Genomic DNA, 19858 nt, shown 5'->3' with positions numbered 1-19858 from the left:
CAACCCCGGCTAGACTATCTCGCATGGCCAAGCATTCCTCTTTTGTTCATCTTCACAACCACACCGAGTACTCGATGCTGGACGGCATGGCCAAGATCGACATGCTCGCCGATGAGGTCAACCGTCAACAGATGCCCGCCGTCGGTATCACCGACCACGGCAACATGTACGGCTCCAACGCCTTCTACCGGAAGATGACGGAAGCGGGTGTCACACCGATCATCGGCATCGAGGCGTACCTGGCACCGGAATCCCGTTTCAACAAGGAACGTGTCCGCTGGGGTGAACCCCACCAGAAGTCGGACGATGTCTCCGCCTCGGGTGCCTACCTGCACCAGACGATGCTGGCGGAGAATGCCACCGGTCTGCGCAACCTCTTCTACTTGTCCTCCATGGCCTCCTATGAGGGCCAGCTGGGCAAGTGGCCACGCATGGATGCCGAGATCATCGCCGAGCGCGCCGAGGGCATCATCGCGACCACCGGCTGCCCGTCCGGGGATGTGCAGACACGCCTGCGCCTGGGACAGTTCAACGAGGCGCTTGAAGCGGCCGCGATGTGGCAGGACATCTACGGCAGGGACAACTACTTCCTCGAGCTCATGGATCACGGGCTCGATATCGAAAACCGTGTGCGCAGTGAACTGCTGGAGATCGGTCGCAAGCTGAACCTGCCGCCACTGGTGACCAACGACTGTCACTACGTCCTGGAATCCCAGGCCCAGGCGCACGAGGCCATGCTGTGTGTGCAGACCGGCAAGACGCTTCACGACGAAGACCGCTTCAAATTCGACGGCTCCGGGTATTACATCAAGTCCGCCGAGCAGATGCGCAGCCTCTGGGATGACACCGTGCCGGATGGGTGTGACAACACCCTCTGGATCGCCGAGCGCGTCCAGGACTACGGGGAGATCTGGGAGGAGCACCCCCACGACCGCATGCCGGTCGCCGACGTCCCCGAGGGACACACCCCGACCTCGTGGTTGCATCATGAGGTCATGGCCGGCCTGGAGGACCGTTTCCCCGGCCAGCAGGTCCCGCAGGAATACATCGAGCGCGCCGAGTATGAGATCTCCGTCATCGACATGAAGGGGTACCCCTCCTACTTCCTTATCGTCGCGGAGATCATCAAACATGCCCGCTCCATCGGCATCTGGGTCGGTCCGGGCCGTGGTTCCGCCGCCGGCGCCCTGGTCGCCTATGCGCTGACCGTCACCAACATCGACCCCATCGAACACGGTCTGCTCTTCGAGCGGTTCCTCAACCCGGAACGCCCGTCCGCACCCGATATCGATATCGACTTCGATGACCGCCGTCGTGGCGAGATGATCCGCTACGCCGCTGAACGCTGGGGCGAGGACAAGATCGCCCAGGTGATCACCTTCGGCACGGTGAAAACCAAGCAGGCCATCAAGGACTCCGCCCGTGTGCAGTTCGGCCAGCCCGGTTACCAGATCGCCGACCGGATCACCAAGGTCCTGCCGCCACCGATCATGGCCAAGGACATCCCGCTGAGTGGCATCACCGATCCGGACCACGAGCGCTACAACGAGGCCGGTGAGGTCCGTGCCCTCATCGAGACGGACCCGGATGTCCGCAAGATCTACGACACGGCCCGCGGACTGGAGGGTGTGGTTCGCCAGGCGGGTGTGCACGCCTGCGCCGTGATCATGTCCTCCCAGCCACTGCTCGACTGCATCCCGATGTGGAAACGTCCCGCGGATGGCGCCTACATCACCGGGTGGGACTACCCGGCGTGTGAGGCCATCGGTCTGCTGAAGATGGACTTCCTGGGTCTGCGTAACCTCACCGTCATCGGCGATGCCATCGAGAACATCAAGGCCAACCGTGACGGTAAGGTCATCGACCTGGAAAACCTCGGCATCGAGGACGAGGAGACCTACAAGCTGCTGAGCCGCGGTGAGACCCTCGGCATCTTCCAGCTCGATGGCGGCGGCATGCAGGAGCTGCTCAAACGCATGCAGCCGACGGGCTTCAATGACATTGTCGCCGCGCTCGCCCTGTACCGACCCGGCCCGATGGGTGTCAACGCCCACTGGGACTACGCCGACCGTAAGAACGGCCGCAAACCGATCACCCCGATCCACCCTGAACTGGAGGAACCCCTCGCGGAGATCCTCGGTGAGACCTATGGCCTGATTGTCTATCAGGAGCAGATCATGAGGATCTCCCAGAAGGTGGCCAACTACACCGCAGGTCAGGCCGATGGATTCCGCAAGGCCATGGGTAAGAAGAAGCCCGAGGTTCTGGCCAAGGAATTCGCGGCCTTCGAGGCCGGCATGAAATCCAATGGCTTCTCGGCGGAGGCCATCAGGACGCTGTGGGAGACCATCCTTCCGTTCGCCGGTTACGCGTTCAACAAATCCCACGCCGCCGGCTATGGGCTGGTGTCATTCTGGACGGCGTACCTCAAGGCGCATTACGCACCGGAGTACATGGCCGCCCTGCTGACCTCGGTGGGTGACAACAAGGACAAGACCGCCATCTACCTGGCGGACTGCCGCCACCTGGGTATCCGGGTGCTCTCCCCGGACATCAATGAGTCGGCCCTGAACTTCATGCCCGTGGGAACGGATATCCGATACGGTCTGGGTGCCATCCGCAACGTGGGTTCGGAGGTGGTGGACTCCATCATCGACACCCGCCAGGACAAGGGCATGTTCCGGGATTTCTCGGACTACCTGGACAAGATCGACACCCTGCCGTGCAACAAGCGCATCACTGAATCCCTCATCAAGGCGGGTGCCTTCGATTCCCTGGGGCACACCCGCAAGGGCCTCATGCTGGTCTATGAGGATGCGGTTGATTCCGTGATCGCCACCAAGAAGGCCGCCGACAAGGGGCAGTTCGACCTGTTCGCCTCCTTCGGCGCGGAGGCGGAGGATGAGGTGGGGGGCTTCTTCCAGATCACCGTCCCCGACGACAAGTGGGACCGCAAGCATGAGCTGGCGCTGGAGCGGGAGATGCTCGGTCTGTACGTCTCGGGACACCCCCTGGACGGGTATGAGGATGCCCTCGCCGCCCAGATCGACACCCCGCTGACCACCATCATCGCCGGTGAGCTCCGGCACGGCGCGGAGGTCACCGTTGGTGGCATCATCTCCGGTGTGGACCGGCGGTTCTCCAAGAAGGACGGCTCCCCCTGGGCGATCGTCACCATGGAGGATCACAACGGTGCCTCGGTGGAACTGCTGGTGTTCAACAAGGTCTACTCCATCGTGGGGTCGCTGATCGTGGAGGACAACATCATCCTGGCCAAGGCACATGTGTCGATCAGGGATGACCGCATGAGTCTGTTCTGCGATGATCTGCGGGTGCCCGAATTGGGACCGGGTAACGGTGCTGGCCTGCCACTGCGGCTGACCATGCGCACCGACCAGTGCACCATGACCAATATCTCCAAGCTCAAGCAGGTCCTGGTTGATAACCGGGGCGAATCGGATGTCTATCTCAACCTGATGGACGGCGATAACTCCACGGTGATGATCCTCGGTGACCATCTGCGGGTCAACAGGTCGGCAAGCCTCATGGGGGACCTCAAGGCCACGATGGGGCCGGGAATCCTCGGTTAACGCGCCGGGCATCTCATAGCCATCCTGAATAAATATCCACCCACTACGGGTGGATATTTTCGTTTCCGGGCTAGGATCGACCCACCAACCCCTCTTAGGTAATTTCAAAAGGAATGGAGTCTTCATGACCGTCGGCCACATCCGGACCACCCACGTGGGTTCACTCCCACGCACCCCCGAGCTTCTCGACGCCAACATCAAACGCGCCAACGGGGACATCGATGACACCGAGTTCTTCCGCATCCTGGAGGGCTCCGTGGATGCGGTGGTCAAGCGCCAGGTGGACATGGGAATCGACATCATCAATGAGGGCGAATACGGCCATGTCACCTCCGGTGCCGTGGATTACGGCGCCTGGTGGAACTACTCCTTCACCCGCCTGGGTGGGCTGACCATGACCGATGAGGACCGCTGGGCCAACGCGGAGAAGATCCGGTCCACCCCGGGCAATATCCGCCTGACCAGTTTCGCGGACCGTCGTGACCGCCAGCTGTTCCGGGAGGCCTACGAGGATCCGGATTCCGGCATTTTCCAGGGGCGTGCCAGCGTGGGCAACCCGGTGTTCACCGGCCCGATCACCTACATCGGCCAGGACGAGACCAGCACCGATGTCACCCTGCTGACCAACGCGATGCAGCGTGCCGGTGCCGCCTCCGGTTTCGTCGCGGCCCTGTCCCCGGGATCCGCGGCCCGTCTGAAAAACGAGTACTACGCCACTGATGAGGAGGTCGTGGCCGCCTGTGCCGACGCGCTGAGCCAGGAGTACAAGATCATCACCGACGCAGGGCTCACGGTCCAGCTCGACGCCCCCGACCTCGCGGAGGCGTGGGACCAGATCAACCCGGAGCCCTCGGTGGAGGAGTACCGCAAGTGGATCCGTGTGCGTATCGACGCCATCAACTCCGCCGTCAAGGGCCTGCCCCGTGAGCAGACCCGCCTGCACATCTGCTGGGGTTCCTGGCATGGACCCCACTCCACCGACATCCCCTTCGGCGACATCATCGAGGAAATCCTGCGCGCCGAGGTCGGCGGCTTCTCCTTCGAGGGTGCCTCACCCCGCCACGCACATGAATGGCGTGTGTGGGAGGACCACAAGCTGCCGGAAGGCTCCGTCATCTACCCGGGCGTGGTCTCCCACGCCATGAACATGATCGAGCACCCCCGCCTGGTGGCTGACCGCATTGTTCAGTTCGCCAAGCTGGTGGGCCCGGAGAATGTCATCGCCTCCACGGACTGTGGCCTCGGTGGGCGCCTCCATCACCAGATCGCGTGGGCGAAGCTGGAGTCTCTCGTGGAGGGTGCCCGCATCGCCTCCAGGGAGCTGTTCTAAGCTGTAGGGCGAGGGTTGCACACAGCAACGCGGCAGGGGCGGTTGTCCTGGATCAGATCCAGGGCAACCGCCCCTGCTGTTTCCCGCGGGAAAGGTGTGTTTAGGCGTCGGGGTTGATGCCGACGGAGATCAGCCACTCACGCAGGATCTGTGGCCCGTCCGGAACTACGGAGAGCACCATGTAGGCAGCCTGGGCCATGAAGCTGGTCACCGCGATGGTGGCCTGGAGGATACCGATGGGGATGGCCAGCCAGCCGGGGAGACTGATGGAACCGATGACGGGGATGTTGCCATCTTCATCGACGAGTTTTCCGCCCTTGTCCTCCTCTTCTTTCTTCTTCTCATCCTCGGGGTCGCTGGATCCGAAGGCGGAGGAACCGAATTCCGGTGCCGGGGGGAGTTCGCCGTCGAGAAGCATGGAGCTTCCCTCGACGCTGCCGGGCCAGGTGTCCACGGGCTCGTCGGCGGTGGTGGTGACGGCTGCCGGGGTGTCCTCCTGGGCTGAGGCGGTGGCGGGGACGATGGACAGGGCAACAGCCGTGGCGGTGACAAGAGCCAGTGAAGCGCGACGCAGTTTCAAAACAGGTACTCCTAGCGGAAAAGCCGGGTGGGGGATCGGGGCGGGTGACGCACCTGGGAAACACGTGATAGATCACAGTGTGGTCACAGCTATCGTGTGAGTCTAATGCGTTCACCCGCCTCTTGCCCAGAGCAACCGTGGAACACCCTGTCCGTCGACGTACCTGAACCATCCCTGAGACATGCCGAAGTCGATCCGGGGAGGCCGGGGGATTAGACTGATCAACCATGAGCGCAACACACGTGTCTGAGAAGAGCCCAGGAGTGATCGACAGCGGGACGGAGCCGATTCGTGCCGCAGACATTCAGATGGCGCAGGCACGAATTTCCTCCGTGATCGCGCCCACCCCACTGGAGTACTGCCCGCGGCTGTCGGAGGAGACGGGCGTGGAGGTCTACCTCAAACGCGAGGATCTCCAGGATGTCCGTTCCTATAAGATCCGCGGTGCACTCAACTCCGGATCCCAGCTGAGCAGGAAGCAGCGGGATGCCGGTATCGTCGCCGCGTCGGCCGGCAACCATGCCCAGGGCGTGGCGTTTGTGTGCAAGTCACTGGGTGTCCAGGGACGCATCTACGTACCCGTGCAGACCCCGAAGCAGAAACGCGACCGCATCCTGGTGCACGGCGGGGAATATGTCACCCTCGTGGTGACCGGCAACAACTTCGATGAGGCCTCCGCCGCCGCGCATGAGGATGCGGACCGCACCGGCGCCACCCTGATCGAACCATTCGATGCCCGGGACACCATCATCGGGCAGGGCACCGTCGCAGCTGAGATCCTCTCCCAGCTGACCACCCTGGGGAAATCGCCCGATCACGTCATGGTTCCCGTCGGCGGGGGTGGCCTGCTCGCCGGTGTGGTCAGTTATATGGCCGATATGGCACCGCGCACCGCCATTGTCGGGGTGGAACCCGCGGGGGCGGCCTCCATGCAGGCCGCCCTGGAGGCCGGGGGTCCGGTGACCCTCGCGAACGCCGATCCCTTCGTCGACGGCGCCGCCGTCAAGCGTGTCGGAAACCTCAACTACCAGGTGGTGGAGAAGAACCTGGGGCGCGTCCACATGATGGATGTCAGTGAGGGTGCGGTGTGCACCGAGATGCTCGAGCTGTACCAGAACGAGGGCATCATCACCGAGCCTGCCGGCGCACTGTCGGTGGCTGGTCTGCGGGATATGAAATTCGCCAAGGATTCGGTGGTGGTGTGCATCATCTCCGGTGGCAACAATGATGTGCTGCGCTACAACGAGATCGTGGAGCGGTCCCTGGTTCACCGTGGCCTCAAGCACTACTTCCTAGTGAACTTCCCGCAGAAACCGGGTCAGTTGCGCAGCTTCCTGGAGGACATCCTCGGGCCTGAGGATGACATCACCCTCTTCGAGTACCTCAAGCGCAACAACCGTGAGACCGGCACCGCACTGGTGGGTCTCCAGCTGGGTGAGGCCAGCGGCCTGGATCCACTCCTGGCCCGCATGGATGCCTCCGCGATCGACTGCCGCCGCCTGGAACCGGGCACCCCGGAGTACGATTTCCTGACCTAGGGGGTGCCTGGCGCTGGGTGCTTATCGACGCAGAACAGCGAACCCATAAGCATCCAGCACCGTCGAGTCCTCCCGCACCTCCGGTGAGGTGAAGCTGTAGATCAGCTCACCCCCGAAGGGCACCTCGACGTCGGAGTCACTGAAGTTGGCCACCAGGATGCCCCCACCGTTGGCCATCGAGATCCACTCGGGGCCGTGGGATATCTCCATGGACAGCAGATCCGGCTGGGACATCCCCAGCTCACGGCGGAGCCTCAGCAGGGTGCGGTAACCCTCCAGGATGGCTTCCTGCTCCGGTGTGAATGCCCAGTCCAGCTTGGAGTCGGTGAACGTGGATTCCTCGGATGGGGTGGGGATGGTCTCCGGGTCCCAGCCCAGACGGGCGAATTCGCGGGTGCGACCCTCCGAGGTCAGGCGGTTGAGCTCGTCGTCGGTATGCGAGCAGAAGAAGGCGAACGGGGTGGTGGCGCCGTATTCCTCACCCATGAACAGCATCGGGGTGTACGGGCTGCAGTAGATAACCGCGGCCTTGAGCAGCTGCTGGGCGGGGGTGAGGTTCATCGACGGGCGATCGCCCACCGCACGGTTGCCGGTCTGGTCGTGGTTGGTGGTGTAGGTGACGAACCGGGATGCCGGTGTCACATCGCGTCGGATCTCGCGGCCGTGGCTGCGCCCGCGGAAGGTGGAGACCTGCCCGGTGTGGTGGAAGACCTGCTCCAGGGTGGAGGCCAGGGTCGCGGTGTCCCCGAAGTCCGCGTAGTAGCCGTTGCGTTCACCGGAGACCAGGGTGTGCAGGGCGTGGTGGATGTCATCGACCCACTGGCCGTGCATGCCGTAGCCGCCCGCCTCACGCGAGGTGACCAGGCGGGGGTCGTTAAGGTCGGACTCGGCGATCAGGGAGCGTGGGATGCCGGTCGCGGCCGCAATCGTCTCCGAGGCCACCGTCATCTGCTCCAGCAGGGGGAAGGCCCCGTTGTCGTCGAGGGAGTGCACGGCGTCAAGTCGCAGGCCGTCGAGGTGGAATTCCTCAAACCACCGGGTCACGGAATCGAGGATGTAGCGGCGGACCTCGTCGGAATCGGGGCCGTTGATGTTGACCACCTCGCCCCAGCCGGTGGAGCCACCCGCGGTGTAGGGGGCGAACATGCCGTTGTAGTTGCCGTCGGGACCGAAGTGGTTGTAAACCACGTCGAGGTAGACGGCGATGCCGGCGTTGTGGCAGGCGTCGACAAGCTTCTTCAGGCCCGTCGGTCCACCGTAACCCGAGTGGACCGCGTGCCACAGCACGCCGTCATAACCCCAGTTGCGGTTACCGCCGAAGGGCTGGACCGGCATCAGTTCGACCGCGGTGACACCCAGGTCCTTCAGGTAGTCCAGACGCTCGATCACCCCGTCGAAGTCACCGGAGGGGCTGAAGGTGCCCACGTGGAGTTCGTAGATCACCGAACCGGGCAGGATGCGTCCGGTCCAGGCATCATCGGACCATGCGAAATCCGGGGAGATCACCTCACTGAGGCCGTGCACACCGTCCGGCTGGTACTGCGAGCGGGGATCGGGGACGGTTTTGGACCATTCGGTGCCGTCGAAAAGCTCAAAACCGTACTGGTCACCCACCTGCGGTTCGCGGTCGGCGATCCACCACCCCCCGTCGGTCTGGGTCATCGGGATGGTCTCGCCGTTGAGGTGGAGTCGGACATCTTCCGGGCGCGGAGCCCACACGCGGTAGTTCATTGAGGTCAACATGGACACCAGGCTAGCCAAAATGTGGTTTCCCGGTCGGGGTAGACTACACAGTCACCATGTCTGTCTCCCACTCTGGCCCGAATCCGGAAAACACCCCGCCCTCCGTCCGCGTTCCCCTGGGCGGACTGGCGTATGAACTGCCGGTGGCTGACCGGGTTTTCGAGTCCGAGATGGAGATCAAACGCTCCCGCTTCCTGACCTACATCACCCGTGTGCAGTCGGAGGAGCAGGCCCGTGATTTCATTTCCCTGGTGCGCGAGATGTACCCGGATGCCCGTCACCACTGCAGCGCCTACATCTACCATGTGGACGAATCCAACGATGTGGAGCGGTCCTCTGATGACGGGGAGCCGTCCGGCACCGCGGGCAAACCCATGCTCGAGGTCCTGCGCGGATCTGGGATGAAGGACATCGCGGCCGTGGTGGTCCGCTACTTCGGTGGTATCAAACTGGGCACCGGCGGCCTGGTCAACGCCTACACCAACGCCGTCTCCAGCACGCTTGTCGACGTTCCCCGCACCACCAGGTCCCTGCGCGATCTGTTCACCGTCCACTTCTCCCACAACGACGCCGGCCGCATCGAGGCGAATCTGCGCGGACTGGGCGTGGTGATCACCGACACCGAGTACGGCACGGATGTCCGGTTCACGCTGGCGCTGCGGCCGGGGGAGAAGACAGCAACCGAATCCCAGCTGAGTTCCCTGGCGGGTGCGGAGATCGAACTGGAGGAGTCCGGGACAATGTGGGTGGAATCCCCGAGTGACTGAGCCCCGGGCGGGGCACTAGACTGGTTCACCATGAGCATGCAACAGTACCCACGCAACCCCATCGAGAAGCGCAAGCAGGAAGTGCGTAAGAACTCCCGCAACGCCGCGGTCAGTGTCATCGGCGGTGTCGGTGGCGGTCTCCTCCTGTGGGTTCTCACCAGCTCCGCAACGTTCATGGTCCTCGGACTGGTCCTGGCCGTGGTCGGTGGCTTCTACTTCTACAACCAGGTGAAGAAGACCATCAACCACCGGGACAACTTCTGACGGTAAAGATATGAGTGACCAGGACGGAAAACCGGTCCGCATCGACGCCTGGGTGTGGGCGGTGCGTCTGTACAAGACCCGCTCCGATGCGGCCACCGCCTGCCGCGCCGGGCATGTGAAATTGAATGGCCAGGCGGTCAAACCGGCCCAGCAAGTGGTGCCGGGTGACCGCGTCCGCGTGTGGGTCAACCACCGGGAATACGACGTCGAGGTGCTGCGCACGATAGCCAAACGGGTGGGCGCACCGATCGCGCGGACCTGCTATATCGATCACACCCCACCGCCCCCGCCAATGGAGGTGTTCGCCTCCGTGCCCCGACGTGACCGCGGTGCGGGGCGCCCCACCAAGAAGGAGCGCCGTGAGATGGACCGTTTCCGCGGCGGTGGCCCCGGTGGGGGCCTGACCGACGACTAGCGTTCCGCGAGGATCTCCCGCACCCGTGGGATCACCTGGGTGCCATAGAGCTCGATGCAGCGCATCAGGTGTTCGTGCGGGGTCGGGCCGCTGACGTACTTGAGGGTGAAACGGTCCAGGTCGAGCGTGGTGATGGTGTCCGCGATCCGCTGTGCCACGGTCTCGGGGGAGCCGACGTACATGGATCCGTGGCTGACCTCATGGTCGAACTGGCGGGCACTGGCCGGTGCCCAGCCGCGTTCCTGGCCGAGGGTGTTCTGCAGCTGCAGCCAGTTGTTCACGGAGAGGTCATAGGCCTCCTGATCGGTCTCGGCGATGAAACCGGGGGAGTGGACACCGATGGGCAGCTGGGGCAGGCCCATCTGTTCATTGGCCCGCTTGTACAGCTCCACGTAGGGGCGGAACCGGGATGGTGCGCCACCGATGATGGCCAGCATGAGCGGGAAGCGGTACTTCGCCGCCCGGATGACCGATTCCGGGCTGCCACCGACGGCGACCCATGCCTGGATGCCCTTCTCCGTGGCGGGGTAGAGGTGCTGGTCCTGCAGGGCGGAGCGGGTCTTACCGGACCACGTGACCCCCTTACCCGCCCGGTCCGCATCCAGGATGGTGCGGAACAGATCCAGGCGTTCGTTGAAGAGCAGTTCATAGTCCTGCAGGTCGAAACCGAACAGCGGGAAGGATTCGATGAAGGATCCGCGACCCAGGGTGATCTCCGCGCGGTTGTTGGAGATCGCATTCATGGTGGACCAGCGTTCGAAGATGCGCACCGGGTCATCGGAGGACAGCACGGTCACCGCGGAGGTCACCTTCAGCCGTTCGGTCCTGGCCAGGATCGCGGTCATCATGATGTCCGGCGCGGAGATGGAGTAGTCGGCGCGGTGGTGTTCACCGAGGCCGATGAAATCAACGCCGACCTTTTCTGCGAGTACGGCCTGGTCGATGACATTACGCAGGGTCTGCGCATGGGGTACCGGGTTGCCCTCCAGATCCACGGCGGTATCGCCGAAGGTGTCGATACCGAAGGTGATGTTCCTGGGGGCAGGGCTCTGTTGCGTCATGCGTCGTGGGGCCTTTCATGGGTGAGCTCGGAAAGCGCTTGTGGATATATCAACAATATTAGGGGAAAGATGTTCCCCGGGCCATTCGTGAACCCGTGGGTGGGGGATGTTCGTCGGCAGGCACGCCGCCGGGCCGTGGCGCAGGAAGGAAAAAGCGGGAACACCGGATGACGGTGTTCCCGCTTCAAGAAACTGCAGGTATGGGGTGTGCCTAGATGGACCCGAGGCTCCAGTCGGCCGGTGGGAAATCAATACCCATCGGGCGCAGGAAATTGGCCACGCTCAGCCCCCATACGTGCAGGAAATCGGCGAGCATCGGAAAGTCCAGGATGGATAGCCCCATTTGTCAGTAGCTCCTTGGTTCAGGCGGTTGGTATCTGATATCCAGCGTACTCTGAGCAGTATCGCATGCCATCCATTGATGCCCGCGTGCCGGGAGGTGTCACGACTGTTGTTCCTTCTCGGTATTCCGCTCGGCGGAAATAGCGGACGGTTGCTCCGCGATATGGGCCTGCTGCATCATCTCCAGCTTCCGTTTCATCTGACCCCGACGTTTGGTCTGTGGGGGTTGCGCATCCTTCGGGGCCGTGGCATCGATATGTACCTGCCCGAACTTCTTGAGCAGGAGATCATCGATGATGCGGGTCTGGCCGGGGTGGAAACGGTAGCGCATGATCTTCAGCAGCAACTCGATGTCGGTGACATCCAGCAGCTCCCGCAGCGCACCCACCGAGGTGACCCCGTGGACAGTGAGGATCTCCTCCAAAAACCGGTAGGTCTCGGACCGGGGGCGGGGAAACCGGTTGCCGATGAGCATCGCCAGGACACCCGGCAGGGTCTCCGCGGTGATCTCCACTGTCTCGTCGGTGGGGTGCCCGGTTTCCTTCAGTGCGGCGATCTGGTCGAACTGCTGGTCCGCCAGTTCGATCAACCCCGCCGCCAGGGTGAACATGCGGTCCACCTCCGGGTTGAGCTGACCGGTGGTGCCATCCGCGGCACCCGTAGCGATCCCACTGCGCTTGTAGCGGATATCATGCTCGAACTCCGCCCAGGCATGCTGGAGCACGGTGCGCACCTGCACCTCGAACACCATGCCCACATAATCCTGCAGGTCCTCGTTGGTGTCATCCACCTCCAGGATGAGATGGTGTGATCCGTAGCCGAATCCCCCGGAGATACGCGTCTCCTTGGCCTTATCCACCGACTTGTGCACGACGAAGGAATCCCGCAGCACCTTCAGTGCCACGGGGATCTCAGTGGAGTGGTAGGTGGTGATCCGCACTCCGATCATGTCGTGGATATCACGCCGGGGGTCCGGGTAGAGGAGCGCGCCGTCCGGGCCCTTCTTCCGGGCCTTGGCCTTGAGGCTCGACCACTCCTTGAGCCGGGTGCTCACCCGGTCATAGGTGACACCGCCATCGGTGAGTAACTCCTCGATGGCGGCGTGGAAATCCTCGGCCACCCCGGGGTGGGAGCGACGGAACTCGTGATAATAGCTTCCGAACCTGGCCAGTGTCTTGTCATACGTCACGCCCACCCAGCCTAGTCGGGCACCACCGGTGGGCGTTACTGGTCTGACCACCCGTGGGTGGTGCAGAGGGGGACACCCCTCAGTGGCATTCCCGAACTAGATCTCGGTTTCCGGCTGCAGCACCAACAGGGCGGTGGGCAGATCCGCGAAGATCTGGTCGGCGGGCACCTTGCCGGTGTAGACCCGTCCGGTGAGACGATCACGCCAGCGCCCCGCGGGCAGGGTGACGGTGGTGTCGAACCAGCCACCGGTCTCCTCGAGGATCAATGGTCGGCGCACCGCCAGTCCGATGATGCTCAGGTGCTGGCGGTCCGTGCCACGGGCGATACCGACGATGTGTGCCTCCGCGCGGCCCTGGGCGAACACCGCCTGGTGGTCCCCGCCGACGAAACATGCGGGGTATTCCTGTCGGACCGCGTGGGCATGCCTGACCACGGCGATCTTGGCCAGGTTGAAATGCTCCTCCAGGTGGGTATAACCGGGCTGCGACACCTCGGACCAGTCCCAGTCCTCCAGCTGGTCGAGAGCCTGGGAACGGGCGGTGTAATCGACGAACCTGCGGTTGTCGGGATCCACGAGGGAATCCTCGAAGAACTCGGCGCCCTGGTAGGTGTCCGGGATGCCTGCCCCGACCAGCTGCAGCATCTTCCTGCCCAGGGAGATCTGGACGGCACCGCGGTGCAGACGGGCGACGAACTCGGTGATCATGGAGGTGGCCGGGCCGTCGAACATGGCATCGATCCAGTCCGCGAGGGCGGATTCGAACCTCTCATTCGGGTCCGCCCAGGTGGTCTTCACCGAGGCCTCACGCACGGCCTTCTGTGCATAGTCGTGGAACCGGGTGCGCAGGGATTCGGTGATCACCCCATCCGCCGGCCAGATCCCCAGCAGGTTCTGGAAGAGGAAGAACCCGGTGGCCCCGTCCGGTGCCGGCAGGATGGCACTGACCCGGTTGACCAGCTCGGAGAACTCCGAGGGGTCCTCGGTGAGCTCGATGATGCGGGCACGGACATCCTCACCACGCTTGGTGTCATGGGTGGACAGCGTGGTCATGGCACGGGGCCACAGCATGCTGCGCTCCTCCTGCAGCAGGTGGAACTCGGCGGCGGAGACACCGAAACGTCCCGGCGCGCCACCGACCTCCTGCAGTGCCACCAGGCGGGACGCCCGGTAGAAGGTGGTGTCTTCCACACCCTTTGCCATGACGGCACCACAGACCTGGGCGAACCGGATCTTCGCCTCGCCGTTGCCCAGCAGGGCCGCGGCGATGAGGTCCAGGGCGTCACGGCGGGAGGGGAAGCGCCGGGACATGTCCGCGATGATCGCCGCGGTGGTGCGAGACAGGGAGATGTAGTCCGCGCGGTAGACGGGCATCTCGGCGATGAGTTCCTCGATGGTCTCGTGGAGTTTCTCCTCGGTCACATTGGTGCCCGCGGTGGAGAAGTTGTCGCGTCGCATGGCACGGGCCAGGCGGCGGATCTCGGCGTGCAGCTCGGTCTGGGCGATCTCCCTCTTCAGGGCGGCCTCAGTGGAGTGCAGCGCCACCTCATCCCAGGTGGACCCGGTCTTCTGCAGGGCGAGCATGGAGAAGTTGTCCTCCGCCTCCCGGGAGATGAACACCCCGTCGAGTTCGCGCAGGGCGTCGTATCCGGTGGTGCCGTCCACCGACAGTCGGGGGTCGAGTGGTTCCTCCACACCCAGGATCTTCTCGATGATCAGCCAGCGGTCCGGACCCACCACCTCCCGCAGGCGGTGGAGGTAACCGAAGGGATCGGACAGGCCGTCCGGGTGGTCCACCCGGACACCGTCGATGAGATCCTCGGCGACCAGCTCACGCAGGATGCGGTGGGTGTGCTCAAACACCATCGCATCCTCCTGCCGGACACCGGCGAGGGTGTTCACGGAGAAGAAACGACGGTAGTTGATCACCCCGTCACGCCAGAAATTCAGGCGGTAGTGCTGCCGCTCGTAGACCTCCTCGACGGTGCCGTCACCGGTGCCGGGGGCGATGGGGAAGATGTGCTCGTAGTAGCGCAGCACCTTCTCATCATTGACCTCGTCCAGTTCCAGTTTGTCGGTATCCCCCTCCGCCCCCAGGATCGGGATGCCGAGCTTGCCCCCGGAACCATTGTCCTCATGCCAGTCGATGTCGAAATAATATTCGAACTCGGAATCCTGGCCGTGCTTGAGCACATCCCACCACCACTTGTTCCGGTAGGGCTCCGCGATACCCAGGTGGTTGGGCACGATATCGATGATGATGCCCATGCCATATTCATGGGCGGCCTCCGCCAACGCCCGGAACCCCTCCATCCCACCGAGTTCCTCATTGATGGTGGTCGGATCGATGACGTCATAGCCGTGATTGGAATCCGGCATGGAGGTCAGGATCGGGGAGAGGTACAGGTGACTGACCCTGAGTTTCTTCAGATAGGGCAGAATCGCCTTCGCCTCGGCGAAACCGAAGGACCGTCCTGACTCATCCGCCTGTGGTCCGCGGAGTTGAAGTCTGTAGGTGGCGCTGATCGGACGTGCCATGGGGTTCCTCCTGTAAACACACTGCTGGTCGAATATCGTTACCCGATACTAATGACAACCCGGTCATGGTGTCGGTTTGTCTGCGCCGGGGGACAGAATCAGCTCCCGAGCCCGGCACCGGGACCGCCGCCACCGACCACGGCCGGGAAACCGAGGCGGTAGACCAGGGGGGTCGCGCAGATATAGTGCTCACCCGGGATCCGTGCCTCCGCCAACCCGCCGGTGAGCAACCCGGCCACCTCCTGCCCCGTGCCGGTTGGATCAGGTGTCGCACAGGCGATGAGCAGGTCGGGAAGCGGGGCGAGGTAGATCAGCTCAGGTCCCAGACGGGTCTGCAGGTGCCGGTGGAGGATGGTGAAGGTGCGGGGATGGGCCAACCAGGAGGTCACCGGCGCGCCGGGTACCTTCACCTGCACAGCTGTCACCCCGGCACCACCGTCGGAGGTGGTCGGTGGGGCGTCGATAAGCCCGGTGTGGACCGCATCGCGCAGGTAGAAGCAGGTGCCCTCGGGGCAGCGGGCGGCCCTCACAAGGTTGTCCGCGGCCAGGTCCCACCCCTGGCGGATGCCCAGGCCGAGTTCGGCGAGCCCGCGGTAGCTGAGCGTGGTGTCCCCGGCCACCAGACCCATGGTCAGGGATCGGGAGAGGCTGATGCTGGCGGGGCTGTCACAGAAACCGTCGTTGCTGAACCTCACCCGCTCCCGCCACGCCCGGTGGTGGAGCCGCGGTTGGATGGTGGCGGCTGTGGGCAGTGAGTGGATCACCGGGTGCACCGGTGTCGTGGCGGTGGCGAGCATCTATCCCCCTGGGTGTCCCCGGGCCTTCGACCCGTGTGTGAACGTCTGTGTCAGGGTTTGACTGCGCCTACACCCGGTTCGGTTCCCGAGGGGCTAAAACGGGGGTTGTTCATCCAGCCCGAGCGCGGCGAAGAGCTGCTGGTCATCCCAGATCTGGATGTCCTGGCCCTTCTCCTTCAACTCCTCGGCACGTTTCTGCTTGCTGGTGATGGTGGCCCACGGACCTGCAACGAGGATGGTGGTCTTCCTGGTCACGTTCTTACCCACCTGTCCGCCCTGGTCGGCGATGCGCTGCCACAGCGCACCCTTCTCATAGGGTTCGAAATCACCGGTGAGCGTGACATTCTGCCCGAAGAGCAGGCCGTTCGGGTCGGCGTCCGGATTGGGATCGGGAATGACCTCCGGTGTGGACACCTTGTCCCACGGCGCGCGGCCCCGCGGTTTCTCCTTGGCAGCCGGCTCCTGCGGGGTGCTTTGCGACGCCTGACCGTCGGCCCTCCCGCCGGTCGCAGCCGGGGCCGGGCTGGCTGGGGCGGGCGGTGTGGGTGGCGTGCCCGTCACCCGGGTGTCCAGGCCCAGTCGGCGTCGCTGGACCGCCACGTTGGCACCGGACCGGTCACGGAGGACGGGGTAGACCCGCTCGGTGTCCAGGGAACCGAGGGTGAAGCCCTGGCTGTGGATGAAGTCGATGAATCCGCCTTGATGATTCTGTCGGCGGGCCAGCTCGATGGTGATGCCGGCGCAGGCGCGGGCATCCTCGGTGGCGTCGTGGTGTTTGCGCAGCTCCACCCCGAGTACCTGGGCGACGGTGGGCAGGCGGTGGTTGTGGAACTTCAACCGCGAGGACCGTGACAATGCCAGGGAACAACCGAAATTGAAGACGGGAGCCTCGATACCGGCTGCGGCACAGGCCCGGGAGATCGCGGTGAAATCGAACTGGGCATTGTGGGCGACGAGGGGGAGGTCACCGACGAAGTCCACCATCTTCGGCAGCACCTCGGCGAAGGCGGGTTCACCCGCCACCTGTTCGGCGGTGATGCCGTGGATGGCGATATTGGCCGGTTCGAAGAAGTTCAGCGGCTCGGGTGGGGTGCAGAACCAGGACACGGAGTCCACCTCCACCCCGTTTTCATAGCGCACCAGGCCGATCTGGCAGATCGATCCCCAGTCATCGTTGGCGGTCTCCACGTCGAAGGCGACGAAATCAAACCCGTCGACAGTGGGCGAGTCCGGGGTCTCCTGTTCACCGTCGGCCGGCGCGGTGGGGGTCCCGCCGCGGAGAATGGTGGTGATATCGGTGGCGAGCGCCTGCGCCTGCTGCGCCTGGTTGGGGGAGAAGGTGATCACCGTGGGGGTCTCACCGGTGAGTTCCACCGCACCGCAGGACAGGGCACCGGGGGTGGTGACCTCCACCCCGGTGACGGAGGCGAGGTCAATGACCCGCGTGTGCTCCCCTGACTGCGACAGGGCAGTCAACAGGGGCGAATAGGTGATGGTGAGGGTGGAGCCATCCAGGGTGATGGTTGCGCCGTGTGCCGCGATCACAGGTGGTGTCCTTTCGGTGTGAATCAATGGTCACCACACTACTAGGTGGGGTGGACACGATAGGTGACCACCGCTCGGCTGGCCCCGGGGACACGCGCTCCGTCAGGGACGGATCTGCGCACCCCGGCACACCCCGCAGCAAGCACACAGCGAATTCTGCGAACTTTCATAGCGATGAATCCGTAACGGTTCCGACCTGCCCCACGACGCATTAAGTAGAACGTCAGTAGAACATTGAGTCCGCCAACAGTCTGGTCACAGCGATGGTGCCCCCGGGATCCTCCCGGGTATTTCGGTACCCTGTGGTTAATTCGGACTGAACTTCAAGGTAAGGAAGAGTATAGGGATGAGGAGTAGGACAATGCGGTTGCTCAACGAAGCGTCGCAGTCGGTTACCCCCACGCACGGCTCCGACCAGGTTCCGGCCCCCGTGCCGGTGAAGCTGGTTGTCACACCTGCCACAGATTCGGTCGTCACCAAAAAGTCGGCTGAGCGCGAAGATGTCGAACGGCTCGATGCCAACAACCGGATCCCCTCCTGGGACCCCTTCGACAGGTCCTGCCTCAGCCGGGATCTCTTCGACACCATCGGTGATAAATGGGCGATGCTCATCCTGCTCAGCATCCAGGACGGGCCCCTGCGCAACGGGGAGATCAGGGAGAAGGTGCAGGGAATCTCCCCCAAGGTGCTCACCCAGCGGCTCGGGGTCCTCGTGGAGGATGGCCTGGTCACCCGCACCTCCCATCACCAGATCCCACCGCGGGTGGATTATGAACTCACCGAACTCGGCGAGACCGTCATCGAACCCCTGCAGAGCGTGTATGAGTGGACGGTCTCCCACATGGATGAGGTCATGGATGTCCGCAGGAAAACGAGGAAACGCCAGACCAGGGCCTCCTGACACCCCATCCCGCGGGGTTGCGGACACACGCCCCCGGATACACCAGGAGGGCTAGGGTTTAGAGTGGAAGTGATCTTCACCCGCCCACCCCAGGCTCCCGAGGTGAGGTCACCGCCGTGCATTTTACGGATGTGCACGGCGGTGACCCGTTCCCCGGTGCTGTGAGGTGGCCCGTCTCCGCGCACGAGTATCCAAGGGAGTTTCAGCTCATGGCACCACACACCTTCCCCGGCACCCGAATCCCACGACCCCGCAGGCGTCGTTCCATCCCGGCCCTGGTGGCCTCGGCACTCCTGGCCGCGACCGCCCTCGTGGGATGCGGCAGCGACCAGGAGGCGGGGCAGTCCGCCGACGGCGATACCGCAACCACAGACAGCACCGCCGAGGGTTTCCCCGTGACGGTCACGGTCACCCCGAATGACCAGGTGGTCATCGAGGACCGGCCCGAACGCATTGTCAGTCTGTCGCCCACCAGCACGGAGATGCTGTTCGCTATCGGTTCCGGTGACCAGGTCGTCGCCGCGGACGAGTATTCCAATTATCCGGAGGAGGCGCCCCGCGTGGATGGCCTGTCGGGTTACACCCCGAACGTGGAGGCGGTCCTGGAGTATGACCCCGACCTGGTTGTGCTCACCTCCACCGGGGAGGGGATCGTCGACGGACTCACCGCCGCGGGCGTGCCCACCCTCATGCTCGACGCCTCCGAGGTACTGGAGGACACCTATGAGCAGATTGAGCTCCTCGGTGAGGCCACCGGCAACCGGGACAACGCCACCGAGCTTGTCGACGACATGCAAACCACCATCGACGAGGCCCTCGCCACCGTGCCGCAGGACGTCAAGGACGCCGGTCTGACCTACTACCACGAGCTGTCCAGCAGCTACCATTCCATCTCCGACCGGACCTACCTGGGACAGATCTATGCCGCCTTCGGTCTCAGCTCGATTGCACCGGATACCGATGATTACCCCCAGCTGACCAGCGAGGCCGTGGTCGCTGCCAATCCGGACATCATCTTCCTGGCCAACACCAAGGCGGAGGGCATGGACCCGGAGACCGTCGCTGCCCGCCCCGGTTGGGAGACCATCGACGCCGTGCGCGATGACCAGGTGATCAGCCTCGACGATGACCTGGCCTCGCGCTGGGGACCCCGGGTGGATGAACTGGTTGAGGAGATCGCCCGTCAGCTCAATGAGCAGGTCGTCCCAACCATGGAGAATGCCGCCGCACCGGCGGCAGCCTAACCAACTTCGCGCAC

16 protein-coding genes are annotated in these 19858 nt (G+C 63.8%); 8 read left to right on the top strand and 8 right to left on the bottom strand.

Annotated elements, in window-relative coordinates; translation table 11 throughout:
• Positions 1 to 23: 23 nt before the first annotated feature.
• The gene (dnaE, locus tag H9627_RS00985) at positions 24 to 3590 is read left to right on the top strand and encodes a DNA polymerase III subunit alpha (protein WP_191732164.1); all 3567 of its coding nucleotides are present in this window, start codon (positions 24 to 26) and stop codon (positions 3588 to 3590) included.
• 124 nt (positions 3591 to 3714) lie between these two features.
• Positions 3715 to 4920, top strand: coding sequence for a cobalamin-independent methionine synthase II family protein (locus tag H9627_RS00980; protein ID WP_191732163.1), 1206 nt, complete (start codon positions 3715 to 3717; stop codon positions 4918 to 4920).
• A 100-nt stretch (positions 4921 to 5020) separates the two neighbouring features.
• Here the strand turns inward: H9627_RS00980 and H9627_RS00975 are convergent, their stop codons facing one another.
• The gene (locus H9627_RS00975; RefSeq protein ID WP_191732162.1) at positions 5021 to 5500 is read right to left on the bottom strand and encodes a hypothetical protein; all 480 of its coding nucleotides are present in this window, start codon (positions 5498 to 5500) and stop codon (positions 5021 to 5023) included.
• Between the two features lie 227 nt (positions 5501 to 5727).
• Here H9627_RS00975 and ilvA point away from each other — a divergent pair, with 227 nt between their 5' ends.
• On the top strand, positions 5728 to 7038 hold the full coding sequence (gene ilvA, locus H9627_RS00970) for a threonine ammonia-lyase IlvA (RefSeq protein ID WP_191732161.1): 1311 nt from the start codon (positions 5728 to 5730) through the stop codon (positions 7036 to 7038).
• 21 nt (positions 7039 to 7059) lie between these two features.
• Here ilvA and treZ read toward each other — a convergent pair whose 3' ends face one another.
• Positions 7060 to 8781 carry a malto-oligosyltrehalose trehalohydrolase gene (treZ, locus tag H9627_RS00965; protein WP_191732160.1) on the bottom strand — a complete coding sequence of 574 codons (1722 nt, stop codon included), beginning with the start codon at positions 8779 to 8781 and terminating at the stop codon, positions 7060 to 7062.
• Between the two features lie 56 nt (positions 8782 to 8837).
• On the opposite strand from treZ, the gene H9627_RS00960 reads away from it, so the two are divergent.
• Genes H9627_RS00960 through H9627_RS00950 form a run of 3 tightly spaced genes read left to right on the top strand, consistent with a single transcriptional unit; the run spans position 8838 to position 10227 of the window.
• Positions 8838 to 9548: a YigZ family protein gene (locus H9627_RS00960; protein ID WP_263599054.1), complete on the top strand. Its 711-nt coding sequence runs from the start codon at positions 8838 to 8840 to the stop codon at positions 9546 to 9548.
• Between the two features lie 30 nt (positions 9549 to 9578).
• The gene (locus H9627_RS00955; RefSeq protein WP_191732159.1) at positions 9579 to 9812 is read left to right on the top strand and encodes a hypothetical protein; all 234 of its coding nucleotides are present in this window, start codon (positions 9579 to 9581) and stop codon (positions 9810 to 9812) included.
• Between the two features lie 10 nt (positions 9813 to 9822).
• Positions 9823 to 10227, top strand: a complete 405-nt coding sequence (locus tag H9627_RS00950; RefSeq protein ID WP_191732158.1) for an RNA-binding S4 domain-containing protein — start codon at positions 9823 to 9825, stop codon at positions 10225 to 10227.
• Here the strand turns inward: H9627_RS00950 and H9627_RS00945 are convergent.
• The 6 genes from H9627_RS00945 to H9627_RS00925 all read right to left on the bottom strand — a co-directional run bounded on the left by H9627_RS00945 (position 10224) and on the right by H9627_RS00925 (position 17699).
• The gene (locus H9627_RS00945; RefSeq protein ID WP_191732157.1) at positions 10224 to 11288 is read right to left on the bottom strand and encodes an LLM class flavin-dependent oxidoreductase; all 1065 of its coding nucleotides are present in this window, start codon (positions 11286 to 11288) and stop codon (positions 10224 to 10226) included. The two genes, H9627_RS00950 and H9627_RS00945, sit on opposite strands and share 4 nt — an antisense overlap.
• Before the next feature lie 211 nt (positions 11289 to 11499).
• Positions 11500 to 11631 (bottom strand): hypothetical protein, encoded by a 132-nt coding sequence (locus H9627_RS14300; RefSeq protein ID WP_263599053.1) that lies wholly within the window; start codon positions 11629 to 11631, stop codon positions 11500 to 11502.
• 99 nt (positions 11632 to 11730) lie between these two features.
• On the bottom strand, positions 11731 to 12819 hold the full coding sequence (locus tag H9627_RS00940; protein WP_191732156.1) for a GTP pyrophosphokinase: 1089 nt from the start codon (positions 12817 to 12819) through the stop codon (positions 11731 to 11733).
• A gap of 96 nt (positions 12820 to 12915) precedes the next feature.
• Positions 12916 to 15357: a malto-oligosyltrehalose synthase gene (treY, locus tag H9627_RS00935; protein ID WP_191732155.1), complete on the bottom strand. Its 2442-nt coding sequence runs from the start codon at positions 15355 to 15357 to the stop codon at positions 12916 to 12918.
• 98 nt (positions 15358 to 15455) lie between these two features.
• Positions 15456 to 16154 carry a hypothetical protein gene (locus tag H9627_RS00930; RefSeq protein WP_191732154.1) on the bottom strand — a complete coding sequence of 233 codons (699 nt, stop codon included), beginning with the start codon at positions 16152 to 16154 and terminating at the stop codon, positions 15456 to 15458.
• A gap of 93 nt (positions 16155 to 16247) precedes the next feature.
• Entirely contained in the window at positions 16248 to 17699 is a 1452-nt protein-coding gene (locus tag H9627_RS00925) for an exonuclease domain-containing protein (RefSeq protein ID WP_191732153.1), read from the bottom strand.
• A 529-nt stretch (positions 17700 to 18228) separates the two neighbouring features.
• Between H9627_RS00925 and H9627_RS00920 the strand changes: the two genes are divergently transcribed.
• Both H9627_RS00920 and H9627_RS00915 read left to right on the top strand, forming a co-directional pair.
• Positions 18229 to 18600, top strand: a complete 372-nt coding sequence (locus tag H9627_RS00920) for a winged helix-turn-helix transcriptional regulator (protein WP_318247742.1) — start codon at positions 18229 to 18231, stop codon at positions 18598 to 18600.
• A 209-nt stretch (positions 18601 to 18809) separates the two neighbouring features.
• Positions 18810 to 19844 carry an ABC transporter substrate-binding protein gene (locus tag H9627_RS00915; protein WP_191732151.1) on the top strand — a complete coding sequence of 345 codons (1035 nt, stop codon included), beginning with the start codon at positions 18810 to 18812 and terminating at the stop codon, positions 19842 to 19844.
• Positions 19845 to 19858: the final 14 nt, after the last annotated feature.

The organism is Corynebacterium gallinarum, from assembly GCF_014837045.1.
In the GTDB taxonomy this organism is placed as follows: domain Bacteria; phylum Actinomycetota; class Actinomycetes; order Mycobacteriales; family Mycobacteriaceae; genus Corynebacterium; species Corynebacterium gallinarum.
This window is presented reverse-complemented; position numbering and strand designations above follow the sequence as displayed.

What these genes read in the sequence shown, in the direction of transcription:
- dnaE (WP_191732164.1), top strand. Translation starts at nt 24, where the DNA reads ATGGCCAAGCATTCCTCTTTTGTTCATCTTCACAACCACACCGAGTAC.
- H9627_RS00980 (WP_191732163.1), top strand. Translation starts at nt 3,715, where the DNA reads ATGACCGTCGGCCACATCCGGACCACCCACGTGGGTTCACTCCCACGC.
- ilvA (WP_191732161.1), top strand. Translation starts at nt 5,728, where the DNA reads ATGAGCGCAACACACGTGTCTGAGAAGAGCCCAGGAGTGATCGACAGC.
- treZ (WP_191732160.1), bottom strand. Translation starts at nt 8,781, where the DNA reads ATGTTGACCTCAATGAACTACCGCGTGTGGGCTCCGCGCCCGGAAGAT.
- H9627_RS00960 (WP_263599054.1), top strand. Translation starts at nt 8,838, where the DNA reads ATGTCTGTCTCCCACTCTGGCCCGAATCCGGAAAACACCCCGCCCTCC.
- H9627_RS00955 (WP_191732159.1), top strand. Translation starts at nt 9,579, where the DNA reads ATGAGCATGCAACAGTACCCACGCAACCCCATCGAGAAGCGCAAGCAG.
- H9627_RS00950 (WP_191732158.1), top strand. Translation starts at nt 9,823, where the DNA reads ATGAGTGACCAGGACGGAAAACCGGTCCGCATCGACGCCTGGGTGTGG.
- H9627_RS00945 (WP_191732157.1), bottom strand. Translation starts at nt 11,288, where the DNA reads ATGACGCAACAGAGCCCTGCCCCCAGGAACATCACCTTCGGTATCGAC.
- H9627_RS14300 (WP_263599053.1), bottom strand. Translation starts at nt 11,631, where the DNA reads ATGGGGCTATCCATCCTGGACTTTCCGATGCTCGCCGATTTCCTGCAC.
- treY (WP_191732155.1), bottom strand. Translation starts at nt 15,357, where the DNA reads ATGGCACGTCCGATCAGCGCCACCTACAGACTTCAACTCCGCGGACCA.
- H9627_RS00930 (WP_191732154.1), bottom strand. Translation starts at nt 16,154, where the DNA reads ATGCTCGCCACCGCCACGACACCGGTGCACCCGGTGATCCACTCACTG.
- H9627_RS00915 (WP_191732151.1), top strand. Translation starts at nt 18,810, where the DNA reads ATGGCACCACACACCTTCCCCGGCACCCGAATCCCACGACCCCGCAGG.